The following is an 11810-nucleotide window of genomic DNA, read 5'->3' on the forward strand; positions in this document are numbered from 1 at the left end:
GTTTTTGGATGGATGGCGGGGTAGGGAACAATGATAACATTGTATAATCGCTGTCGTGTTTTTTTATAATATTTAATCACCATTTTTAAAAAATTTGTCGACCGTTGGAAGATTTGTTTTAGCAAAAATTGGTCGAAAGATTTTGCCAGTCCTGTAAATTACGGGGCACAATTAAGTTTACATAATGAAAAAAATAGGTTTAATCTCTGATACACACGGTTTTTTAGATGATGCGGTTTTTAAACACTTCGATGGTGTAGATGAAATTTGGCATGCGGGAGATTTTGGCCCTAATGTAGCCGAGCCTTTGGCAGCGTTTAAACCTTTGCGCGGGGTATTCGGAAATATAGATGATAGTGCGATTAGAGCGGAGTTTCCAGAGCAAAATCGATTTAGCTGCGAAAGGGTTGATGTTTGGATGACGCATATAGGTGGGTATCCAGGAAGATACTCGTCTTATGTTAAGCCTGAAATATACACTAACCCTCCGAAATTATTTATTACAGGGCATTCACATATTTTAAAAGTAATGTTCGATGAAAAAATAAAATGTTTGCATATAAACCCCGGTGCAGCAGGAAAACACGGTTGGCACAAAGTGAGAACCCTCATCCGTTTTTGCATAACTGATGAAAATATTCATACCTTAGAGGTTATAGAGTTATCGGGTAGATAATGTAAAATTTACACTAAGTATGGTTTGTGGCGTTAAAACATTAGGACAATTTATTATAGAAAAACAAGCGGATTTCCCATATGCTAAAGGAGAGCTTTCGAGGTTATTAAGGGATATTGGTATAGCTGCAAAAATTGTAAACCGCGAAATTAATAAAGCCGGTTTAGTTGATATTTTAGGCGATATGGGAACCACCAATATTCAGGGTGAGGAGCAAAAAAAGCTAGATGTTTATGCTGATGAAYAGTTTATTGCTGCGTTAACCAGTGGCGGCGAATGCTGTATTGTAGCTACCGAAGAAGAAGATGAAATTATCCATATCGAATCGCCGGTTTCTCAAAACGCCAAGTATATCGTCTGTATCGATCCTTTAGATGGTTCATCCAATACAGATGTAAATGTAGCTGTGGGCACTATTTTCTCCATTTATCGCAGGAAATCGGTTGATGGCAGAGCCAGTATAACGGATGTGTTGCAAAAAGGTACAGAACAGGTAGCTGCCGGTTACATTATTTATGGTTCTTCTACCATGTTGGTTTATACCACAGGGAAGGGCGTTAATGGTTTTACATTAGACCCATCAATAGGTGAATTTTGCCTTTCTCACCCCCAGATGAAAATACCCGAAACAGGTTATATGTATTCGGTAAATGAAGGTAATTATGTTCACTTTCCAGATGGCGTTAAAAAATACATCAAATACTGCCAGGTAGAAGATGAGGCCACTAAACGCCCGTATACTTCGCGTTATATTGGTTCGATGGTTGGCGACATCCACCGGAACTTAATTAAAGGTGGGATTTATATTTACCCAACCACTTCACGCTCGCCTAATGGAAAGTTAAGGTTGTTATACGAATGTAACCCAATGGCTTATATTATTGAGCAGGCTGGGGGCAAAGCCAGCACAGGCTTTGATCGTATACTCGATATTGAACCAACAGAATTGCATCAAAGGGTTCCGATTTTTATCGGGTCAAAACATATGGTAGAAAAGGCTGAAGAAATGATGTTGTTGTATACAGCAAAATCAATCTCGATCGATGCCAATGTAGAAACGAAACTAGAGGATTTAAATGTAGTTGGCGGAATTGATTAAGATTGGCTAAATCTTACTTCTCTCTGCTTCAAAAAAAGTATCTATAGCCAGGTTTTGTTTGTCTTGCGAAGCAAAAACAGCTAAACGGTCGCAACGCTCATTCTCCGGGTGATCGTTGTGACCTTTAATCCAGATGAATTTCACTTTGTGAAGTTTATACAGTTCCAGGAATCTCAACCACAGGTCTTTGTTTTTTTTATCCTTAAAATTTTTGGTTACCCAGCCGAAAACCCATTTCTTCTCCACAGCATCTACTACATATTTCGAATCGGAGTAAACAGTTACTTGTTGATTTAAACTTTTTAACGCTTCTAATCCTTTTATTACAGCCAATAGTTCCATGCGGTTATTGGTGGTCATTCTAAAGCCGCCACTTAGTTCCTTATAGTGTTGTCCTGCCCTTAAAATTGTACCCCAACCACCTGGTCCTGGGTTTCCGCTAGCTGCTCCGTCTGTATAAATTTCGATCATAAACGCCGTAAAGTTATGTTTTTAGGTTTAAAATAGCTTGTTTTATCTGCTTTTGAATTTTTTTTTCAATTTCAAATAATTGAATGTTAAGGAATTAAAAATTAGTTGTAAAAACTTTGAAAAAAATATTTGCAAGAAATATTAAAAGTCGTACTTTTGTGACACTAAAAAATACGGTGGCTGTAGCTCAGTTGGTTAGAGTATTGGTTTGTGGTGCCGAGGGTCGTGGGTTCGAGCCCCATCAGCCACCCGTGAGCCCTTTAAGTTATCTTAAAGGGCTTTTTCTTTTTAAGGTAATTTTCAAATCGCTGATTAGAGAAGATAGAGGTCGATTTTGGGTTCGAGCCTCATATGGGTACCCTGACGGGCTACAATATTTTCCTATCAATTTTATCTATTTTAATTCATTGGTAATTAGTGAATTACGGTTAATGTAAGTGGGCTTTTTTGGTTTGATGTTGTTAACTTCATGCCTATAGGTTTGCTAGCCTGAATTTCTTGGAATCAAATAGAGGATTTAGAAAGTGAACTAAATTAATCCCAGTTTTGTAGCCTTACCGATTAGCATGGCTGTATTTTTTACTTCAAGTTTTTCTAATAGGCTTTTGCGGTGCGTGTTTACAGTTGGAACGCTGATGAAAAGCTTTTCTGATATCGCTGCATTGGTTAACCCTTCGGCGATGAGCAACAATACTTCTTTTTCTCTTCGGGTAATTAGAAATTGGTTGGGTGTTGGTTTCCTTAACGAGCTTAATACTTCAAAACTATAATATACTTTGCCTTTTAGTACGCAGTTAATGGCTTCCAGTAGGTCCTGTTTTGTCGCATTTTTTAAGACATAGCCAGACGCACCATTATCTATCATATTTTTGATAATAGCTTGTTGGTTAAATGTGCTCAGCCCCAATATAGCTACAGAAGGGTATAATTGTTTAACTTCCTTACATAAGTCTATTCCACTTTTATCGGGAAGGTTTACGTCCATTAAGATTACATCTGGTTCATGCAGCTTTAAAAAACTCAGGCAAGATTCGGCATTGGTGGCGTGTCCCATCCAGTCAAGCGTTTTTTCGTTTTGTAATAACATACGAATACCCTCTATCACCATATAATGATCATCTACTACAAAAACGCCTATCTTCATCGTCTACGGTTAAATATTAATCTCTATCATTATTGAAGTGCCTTTACCGGGAGCGGATTGCAAATCTATTTTGCCTTTTAAAAATTCAACACGGTTTCGGATATTTAACCAGCCCATACCATTAGCTTGTTGCAGTTGATCGGTATCGAAACCCCTTCCATCATCTTCTACGGTAACAGCCACTAGTTTTTCCTGTTCAGCCTGATGTAACTGTATCAGTACATTTTTTGCATTGGCGTGTTTAATGGCATTGTTCAGCAGCTCTTGTATAATACGATAAATTGCAATTGATGTAGTTTGTGGTATTTCTGTTTGATGCATTCCTACAGATTGGTAGTTTACATGCAGCACGCCACTGTGATCCATCTCCGTACAATATTCCTTTAATGCAGTGTCTAGGCCATATTTTACCAGTATTTCTGGCATCATATTATGCGCTACACGGCGCATTTCTTTAATGGAACTATCTAGCATATCTATACTTCGTTCAAAAGCATTAACATTATCGGGGGTCATTATTAAATTCTCTTTCATGTTATTCAGTGAAAATTTTATACCGCTTAGCATTCCGCCCAATCCGTCGTGCAGGTCTTTAGCTAATCGGGTGCGTTCCTGTTCTTCGCCTTTTAGCACAGCTTCGGTAGCAGTCAATTGTTTTTCGGTTTCTAATTCATCAATTTTTACCTGTTGCAATTTTTGGCGGTGTTTGTAGTTTCTGTAAATGAGGACGGAAATAATAAACAGCGCAAGCAAGCTGCCAATGAGTATATAATTAAGTGTATTTTTTTGCTTGAGCTGGGCTTGCTGGAGTTTTATTTGTGTTTCCTTTCTTGAGGTTTCAAATTTTTTTTCGGTTAGAATGGTTTGTTTTGTGATGGCTGTATTTAACAGGCTATCATTTAAAAGTTCTGATCGATTATAATAAAAGTAGCCCTGCTTTGGTTCCTGTTTAGCGTAGAATAAACTTGAAAGTAAAGGATATAACTTTTGATTTAAGTAGGGTATATTATATTGTTGAGTTAAGCGAAGAGCGGAGTCGGCGTATAGTTTTGCATTTACATAATTCTTTTTTTGCAGGTAATAATAAGCCAGTCCGTACTGCGCTAAACCCTCCTGTTCGTGCCAGTTATTAGCCTTGGAAAGATTAAGCGCTTTGGTTACATAGGGTTTTATGCTGTCTACTTGTTGAGACCTGAGTGCAATTAATGCAAAGTTTAGTGCCGTTGTTGTTTGTATCTGTTTGTTTCCGCTTGCATTTGCCAAAACCATTGCCTTGTTTAAGTGGTATCTGGCAGAGTCATATAATTTTAGTTCGATATAATTTAATCCCAGATTGCTTAAAGACTCTTCTAGCCATACCTTATTTTTTGATTTTGCCAGAATATCAACGGCTAACAGGCCATTACTTACCCCTTTTCTGTATTGATGCATGCGATAATACAATAGTTGGAGCACATCATAAATTTTACCATCGTATTTATGGTTGTTGTTTTTTAATAATATATCTTTTGCCTTTTCATATTGGTTTACAGCACTTTGATAATCTTCGATTAATAAATACCCATTACCGGCATTAAGCAGGGTACGGGCAAATTGGGTAGCGTCAGCATTTTTTTTAGCATACTCCATAGCCTCCAGGTCTAATTTTAGGTGGTCGTCAAATCTTCCATTGATATATAGCACATCACTATAATTGGCATAATAGTCCAGTACTCCTTGCTTATAACCTAGTTTTCTACTTAAAGCTTTACCTTTGCGGCAAAACTTTTCTGCCTCTTTTAAATTGCTATTAAGATATTGGCTGGCTAAGGCATAATACAATTTCACCTTATTGGTATCATCTGGTATTTCTTTGATTTTCTTTAACAGGCTGTCTATTTTGTGTTCAACCTGGGCATTGCATACAAAACAGATTATAACCGAAAAAAATACCAGCGTTAATTTTCTCATATCCTAATTTACATTTTTCTATTTGCAAATTAAATACTGTTAACGCACATTTCTTATCATCCTTTTTAATGATTTTTTAAGGAGCCAGCTATAAAAATCCTCTTTTTTAATGATTGATAGGCCTCTTGTACCAGCCTAATTTTACATCATTAAATTATAAAAAAATGAAAAGGCTTCTCCTCGCCACCATTGGCATTTGTTTTTTAAATGTGCTATACGCACAAATTTTAAAACCTGTTAAAAATACTGGCAATGTCCAGCAGGCTTCCATGTCATCAGCTGCACTTAGCGATGCCGATTACTTTTTAGCCGTTGCAAAAGTGACTATAAAAACAGGAAAGGATAATAAAGAACTAAACTCCAAATTAATTGTAAGGGTATATCCTACCTCTGGTACCGATAATTATCAGAAAGGCTATATGCTAGAAAATTATATGCCCGAGTTAAAAACCTGGAGTACAAAAGAATTTTATTTACCTCAAGCACCAGGTTTCGATCAAACCTTTAATAGCCTTGCGCATTACAGGCAAACCGGCGTTATGGTAGATATACTGTATAATACCCAGGGTAATGGGCCATTTTTTGGCTTGGATGCATGGAAAATTGAGGAAGTAAATGTTGTGCTAGAATTTAAGGATAAAAATGGAAACCCACATCCAACAATGCCTTCAAAAACGATTTATTTCACAGGGTCTGATATGTATCTCGATTTTATGAAATGGCATTTATTCTGCAAAACAGACGCCTATTTTAATACGCTTCCAACCTTCATCACTAAAAGAGAATAATTCAGGATAAGACAACTTCAATTTTTTTATCTCTAAATACTAAAAAGCTAAACCATGAATACAGAACAAACACAAGAAATGGATGAAAAAACCATTTCCATCATCAGTTACATTACCCTTGTGGGATGGATTATCGCTTACATCCAATTCGGCAAAAATAAAGGTCAATTAGCCACATTCCATATCAGGCAGTCCTTATTCTTAATGCTTTGCGCATTTGCTATTTGTATAGTCCAGCTGGTATTTGCCTTTGCTCCATATCTGGGCAGGATTATCTCTATGTCCCTTAGCCTGGTAATGTCGGGCTTTCTTGTGCTTTGGGTTATTGGATTGCTTAACGCTATTAATGGCGAACAAAAGCCATTACCCATATTTGGCAATAAGGCACAGGATTTACTCAAAGGAATTAAATAACCGAAAATGAAAAGGGTCTTATCCTTGATGTTAGTAGGACTTTTAACTGGTTTTTCTGCTTGTAAAATAGTACCGGTTACGGGTAGGAAGCAAATAAATTTAGTGCCCGATGCCATGCTTAGTGCTATGGCATTAACAGCGTATGATTTGGTGGTAAAAAACAGTACCACACTTGCTAAAAATGATGAACGGGCACAGCTGGTTACTCGAGTAGGAACAAAAATTCAACAGGCTGCTGAAACCTACATGCAGCAGCATAACATGAGCAAAGACCTGAAAAATTTTAAATGGGACTATAATACCGTTGATGCCACAACAATAAATGCTTGGTGTATGCCAGGTGGTAAAGTAGTTGTGTACACGGGATTGTTGCCCTATACACAAAATGAAAATGCATTGGCTGTGGTAATGGGGCATGAAATTGCCCATGCCATTGCCCACCATAGCAATGAACGCATGAGTCAGAGCTTACTCATTAACCTTGGTGGGATAGTTTTACAGGACGCATTAAAAGAAAAAAAGAAGGAAACACAGGCTTTGTTTCTTGGTCTCTATATGGTAGGCTCAAATCTTGCACTGGCGTTGCCTAACAGCCGTATGCAAGAAAGCGAAGCCGATAAATTGGGTTTGATATTTGCCGCTATGGCTGGTTATGATCCCGATGAGGCTATTCCTTTTTGGCAACGGATGAATGCGGGCAACAAAAGCAATGTGCCCGAATTTTTATCTACACATCCTTCGGATGAAACGAGGATCAAAAAAATATCAGTGTTGATTCCAGAAATTAAAGAGAAGTATTATAAACCGTAGAGCGATTTAAAGCGCTAGTAATCATCAGCTAGGCATAAAAATCATCTTTTTTAATGATTGCCTGGTCTTGTTGTTCAATCTACTTTTATATCATAAAATCTAAAATCCATGAAAAAGATAATCCTTCTTGCGATGAATATTGTTCTTTTTGTATCTGCTTTTGCCCAAAAGCAGGCTTTTGATGTAATAAACTATACAATACCCAACAGTTGGGATAAAACAGAAATGGCCAATGGTATTCAGCTGTCCACCAAAAACGATGGTAAAGGAAACTATGCAGCTGTTATTATTCTGCGTTCGGCAGCAAGTACAGTATCAGCAAACGAAAACTTTACGGCCAGCTGGGAGAAATTGGTAAAAGGCACCGTATCTGTTTCCGGAGAACCCATCATGCAAGATCCTGCTACTGAAAAAGGATGGAGCACTTTGTCGGGACAAGCCAGCTATACCGATGGCGCCAATAAGGGATCGGTAACGCTGATAACCGCCACAGGCAATGGCAAAATGGCGAACGTGGTAATTAGGGATGACCTGCCAGGGATTGAATTATTATATGATGTCCAATAGCATAAAGAAAAAAGGTGGGTATGATGTGATCAAAGCAACTGTATTGCTTGTACAAGCTGGCGATAAAGTAGCCATCATTAATTCTACGGATAACATTTTAGGCAGCGAGGTAGAAATGGCTTTACACTTTTTATTATTTAACCTGAGAATAAAAGGAGTGAGCGAAAAAAGTATAAATTATAAACAACAACTGATAGGCACCTGGGCATCAGGCAGCGGCACCTATGGCAATAGTTTGAATTCAGCCACCATCTACACCGCAGACGGGAAATCTTATGTTACGATACAATCTTCAACAACTTCAGGTTATGATTATTATAATAACCTGATAAAAACCAAACAATTTAAAAGCCAAAGCGTGTATAGCTTTACTGGCAATGTATTGGTAAGGAAATCATCATCGGGAAGTGAAAGTAAATATTTTATACGGTTCTATTCCCGCAGATACGGTGACAGGCCATGGGAAAGTTATATGAGTTTGTATGACTGTAATTATGATAAAAACAAAATTGAAGCGGTTCTTCATTTTCATAAGATTTAATCACAATACCAATTTGAATAAGGAAAATCATTATTAACAATAAACTGTTTTGGCGATTAAATAAAACATTTGTTCCACATCCTTAAATTCTAAAAGATATGAAGAAAATTATTCTTTTACTAAGCTTGGCGATCACCATTTATTCTGCAAATGCCCAAGAGGCTCCTCCAAAGGTACCACCTATAAAAAATGTTATTGATGCTAAGCTGCCCACTTTGCCGCAACAACCTGTAAAAGCATCTTTGGGAAGACCTGTAGAATTACCGGACCGACTTGCCTCTGTTAAGGCATTTTTAACAACACATAACTGGCAGCTCATCCGTTGGTGGGTTACACCCAACGCTGGCCATTCAGTTACCGACCCTTCTTTTAAATTTCTCAGCAACGGTACAGTTAGCTGTAGTCTTACCACACCCGAAGCTGTAACAAGGCTCGAATCGGGTACTTATACCCTTCATGGTAATGATGTTTCTATCATTTTAAAAAAAGATGCAAGCGTAACCATGACCTGCAATCTGATTTATAACAACAGCAACAAAACATTAACAGGTACTTATACCCTGCAAGTACTTCCTATTGCCAATGCACCAGTAGGTTATACACCTGGAACAGTAACAGGAAATATGAAACTGGAAATAAAACCATAAAGAACCTAAGAGGTTGAAATAGAAAATCATCTTTTTTAATGATTGACCATTTTTTTATATCAACCTACTTTTATATCACAAAATTTAAAAACAATGAAAAAAATACTCATTTTATTGCTGTTCATTGTAGGAACAATGGCAGTAAATGCACAAGTGAAAACAAATACTGCTTTAGTAAAGGGACAGAATACACATAAAACCATTGATATTAGAGTGCCAGCAGGAACCATGAGGATCGGGCAAGTAGAAGCAAAGGTTATTCCGCTACAGTCCTTAAAAATGAAGGTGAATCCTCAGATACTTGCTAATCAAAAGTTCGCAAAAGACATTGCGATGGAACTCATTTCTATTTCTTTTGAGCCTGCGAACAAACGTTATATTGTTAAGTGCAGAGTTTTTAATGCGGGTACCACCGATATAGATTTAAATCTTTTGAAATATGCTGTTGCAGGAGCACCTAATCACTTACTTACAGAAGTCACCAATACTGATCCCTATTTGTGGAATACCTCAACATATCCTCCCGATATAAATTTCCCATTTGATTTGGAAACAGAGCTGCCAGGTGGCGGAGTTAATTCCTTAAATGGAAGAAGTTTTTGGTTGAAAGAAAGCAGTTGGTTTTCATCGATTAGCAGAGACCCAAATGTTAACGTTGGTGAAATATTAAATAATAATACTATCCTTAAACCTGGAGAATCTGCTTATTCTATAGCAATTGATAGGGCAGTTTGGAATAAAGCTACTGGTGCCGGTGGAGCACACAGAATGTATAGCATTAAAATTGACCCTTTGAATAAAATTGGCGATCAAAACCCAAACAACAATGTAATATATTTTACAATGGATAATATTGATGTTCAGTAATTCGGGTTACACTTACAGGCCACTGAAGTTGTAATGCGGGCCTATAAGAGGAGGTGTGAACATTGCATTTGCTAATGTTTTAGAGAATAAAGAGTTGCTGCAAGTGGAATTGTGTAGCATGTTTTGCGGTTGAGAATAGCGAAAAATCATCCTTTTTAATGATTGTATCAGGTTGCCACTCCGGTTAGATTTACATTAACCATTTATTTTATAATCAATATTTAACTATAAAAATATGAACACACTCAAAAAAGCCTTGCTATCGTTGGCAGTCATTATAACAACTATAACATCTTATGCCCAAACAACCACAATATATGGCAAGGTGACAAAAGGTGATGGTAGCCGCATTAAAGGCACATCAGTAATGCGTGGCTATGAKGACCAACTCATTATTGTAAATTATACAGGAGGCTCAGATCATACGGCCTCCATAGAAATAGAAGTGCCGACAAGTGCTTGTATTGCAGATTTCAGGAACCTGATAACTGCCACACCACAGCAACCCATAGCAGTAAAGTCAATCACCAATACCGCTATCAAATCTTCGGTTATACCAACTGTGAGCGCCGGACAAATAGCTGTAAGTCCCGGAAAAATAACCCCACAGTCGCTACAAACTTTTCCAATTTCTAGAATTGAAATATCGGTAACCAACAGGGTTAGCAATAACCTACCCACTATAGCCCGTCAGGTAATTTTGGAAGATGTAAAAGCAGAGAGCTGCACAGATCTGGCAACAAGTAATACGACCAAAATAAAACTCAAGGCTAATCGCATCGGGTGGATCTATTACAATATGGACACTAAAGGCAATATAAGTGTTTCCAGCAAATCTGGTTGGGATACTGTAAAGGGAACCGCCTGGACAAATTTTTAATAAGCGGATAACCCATGAACCACATCAAAATATTATTGCTCTTTAGTTTCGCATTTACTGGAAAATCAATTATCGATAACCCACCAGGATTTAAACTATACTAATTGGTATGAAATCGACAATGCTTATCCCCTTATTTATACTACTGTCTTTTATCGCTTTTTCTGCCCATGCCCAAAATGATCGGGAACTTAACAGAGACTCGGTATTGGGTTGGCAATACGTTACCAATCCGACCAAAGCCAATACGGTTTATAAACCCTACAAAGGTTATTATGGCTCGTACTCCATTTGGCAGCAACAGGCCGTTGATAAATTATATAGCTGGATACAACAATCTTATTTGCCACGAGGCTTAATCATCAGACGTGTTAGTAAAAACGACGATCGCTCATATTTACCTGATTTAGGCCCGTTACATAGTTATGGTTTTGAATTAATGGGCTTCTCTGCAAGATTTGAGAATGGAAAAATCAACCTCAATGGTGAACAAGGAAGCAAGCTGATTGCAGGCTTCAATGATTTTCCAGGTGTTTATGTAGACGGATTTAATCCCAATGGACTGTATTTCTTTTCTGAAAAGGCACCATTTTGTGCGGGCGAGGATGATGCTACTGTGAAGGGTGAAGGGATTGATAAAAGGATTCAAGCCAATCTTTATAATTATCGGACCTACTTGCAGCATTACCATGATAGTGGAAAAGGCTATAGTAAAATTGATGTGGTAGTTCCCAGAAATGGCGAATGGCCTTTTAAACCCGTGTTGGTAAAAGATGCTGTAGCTTTTATTCAACAGCAGATGGCCATCTATCCTGGTATTATGAAAAAATATCCGCACTACGAAAAGGAAATACAGGCCGCGTTAGAACGTCTCAAACCTTTTTATAACGAAGTAACAAAGCTAGATCCCCGTATCAACTACCGTAACGGTCCTAGCGATGGTGCAGGACATTACC

The 11810-nt window shown here is 37.7% G+C and carries 14 protein-coding genes and 1 tRNA gene; 12 read left to right on the plus strand and 3 right to left on the minus strand.

Going from position 1 to position 11810, the window contains the following annotated elements; genetic code table 11:
- Positions 1 to 184: 184 nt before the first annotated feature.
- Together AC1DND_RS13190 and fbp are read left to right on the plus strand one after the other, a co-directional pair.
- On the plus strand, positions 185 to 676 hold the full coding sequence (locus AC1DND_RS13190; protein ID WP_029278402.1) for a metallophosphoesterase family protein: 492 nt from the start codon (positions 185 to 187) through the stop codon (positions 674 to 676).
- Positions 677 to 695: 19 nt separating this feature from the next.
- The gene (gene fbp / locus AC1DND_RS13195; protein ID WP_477582199.1) at positions 696 to 1775 is read left to right on the plus strand and encodes a class 1 fructose-bisphosphatase; all 1080 of its coding nucleotides are present in this window, start codon (positions 696 to 698) and stop codon (positions 1773 to 1775) included.
- A gap of 6 nt (positions 1776 to 1781) precedes the next feature.
- Here the strand turns inward: fbp and rnhA are convergent, their stop codons facing one another.
- Positions 1782 to 2246 (minus strand): ribonuclease HI, encoded by a 465-nt coding sequence (rnhA, locus tag AC1DND_RS13200; protein ID WP_057934856.1) that lies wholly within the window; start codon positions 2244 to 2246, stop codon positions 1782 to 1784.
- A 176-nt stretch (positions 2247 to 2422) separates the two neighbouring features.
- Between rnhA and AC1DND_RS13205 the strand changes: the two genes are divergently transcribed.
- Positions 2423 to 2496, plus strand: a tRNA-His gene (locus AC1DND_RS13205).
- A 279-nt stretch (positions 2497 to 2775) separates the two neighbouring features.
- On the opposite strand, the gene AC1DND_RS13210 is transcribed toward AC1DND_RS13205, so the two are convergent.
- Together AC1DND_RS13210 and AC1DND_RS13215 are read right to left on the minus strand one after the other, a co-directional pair.
- Positions 2776 to 3390 carry a response regulator gene (locus AC1DND_RS13210; protein WP_477582202.1) on the minus strand — a complete coding sequence of 205 codons (615 nt, stop codon included), beginning with the start codon at positions 3388 to 3390 and terminating at the stop codon, positions 2776 to 2778.
- A 9-nt stretch (positions 3391 to 3399) separates the two neighbouring features.
- Positions 3400 to 5340, minus strand: a complete 1941-nt coding sequence (locus AC1DND_RS13215) for an ATP-binding protein (RefSeq protein ID WP_477582203.1) — start codon at positions 5338 to 5340, stop codon at positions 3400 to 3402.
- Between the two features lie 164 nt (positions 5341 to 5504).
- On the opposite strand from AC1DND_RS13215, the gene AC1DND_RS13220 reads away from it, so the two are divergent.
- The 9 genes from AC1DND_RS13220 to AC1DND_RS13260 form a co-directional block, all read left to right on the plus strand.
- Entirely contained in the window at positions 5505 to 6128 is a 624-nt protein-coding gene (locus AC1DND_RS13220; protein ID WP_477582205.1) for a hypothetical protein, read from the plus strand.
- A 54-nt stretch (positions 6129 to 6182) separates the two neighbouring features.
- A complete protein-coding gene (locus AC1DND_RS13225) occupies positions 6183 to 6542 on the plus strand; it encodes a DUF4870 domain-containing protein (protein ID WP_477582206.1) in 360 nt (119 codons plus the stop codon).
- Between the two features lie 6 nt (positions 6543 to 6548).
- Entirely contained in the window at positions 6549 to 7352 is an 804-nt protein-coding gene (locus AC1DND_RS13230; RefSeq protein ID WP_477582208.1) for a M48 family metallopeptidase, read from the plus strand.
- A 108-nt stretch (positions 7353 to 7460) separates the two neighbouring features.
- Positions 7461 to 7919, plus strand: coding sequence for a hypothetical protein (locus AC1DND_RS13235; RefSeq protein WP_477582210.1), 459 nt, complete (start codon positions 7461 to 7463; stop codon positions 7917 to 7919).
- Positions 7909 to 8460, plus strand: coding sequence for a hypothetical protein (locus tag AC1DND_RS13240; RefSeq protein WP_477582212.1), 552 nt, complete (start codon positions 7909 to 7911; stop codon positions 8458 to 8460). Before AC1DND_RS13235 ends, AC1DND_RS13240 begins: the two co-directional genes overlap by 11 nt.
- Positions 8461 to 8558: 98 nt before the next feature.
- Positions 8559 to 9107 (plus strand): hypothetical protein, encoded by a 549-nt coding sequence (locus tag AC1DND_RS13245; protein ID WP_477582214.1) that lies wholly within the window; start codon positions 8559 to 8561, stop codon positions 9105 to 9107.
- 42 nt (positions 9108 to 9149) lie between these two features.
- On the plus strand, positions 9150 to 9974 hold the full coding sequence (locus AC1DND_RS13250; RefSeq protein ID WP_477582216.1) for a hypothetical protein: 825 nt from the start codon (positions 9150 to 9152) through the stop codon (positions 9972 to 9974).
- Between the two features lie 235 nt (positions 9975 to 10209).
- Complete coding sequence (locus tag AC1DND_RS13255) at positions 10210 to 10854, plus strand: hypothetical protein (protein ID WP_477582217.1); 645 nt, start codon at positions 10210 to 10212, stop codon at positions 10852 to 10854.
- Positions 10855 to 10963: 109 nt separating this feature from the next.
- On the plus strand, positions 10964 to 11810 hold an 847-nt coding region (locus AC1DND_RS13260; RefSeq protein WP_477582219.1), incomplete at its 3' end, for a hypothetical protein.

This window comes from Pedobacter sp. 01N416, assembly GCF_056399685.1.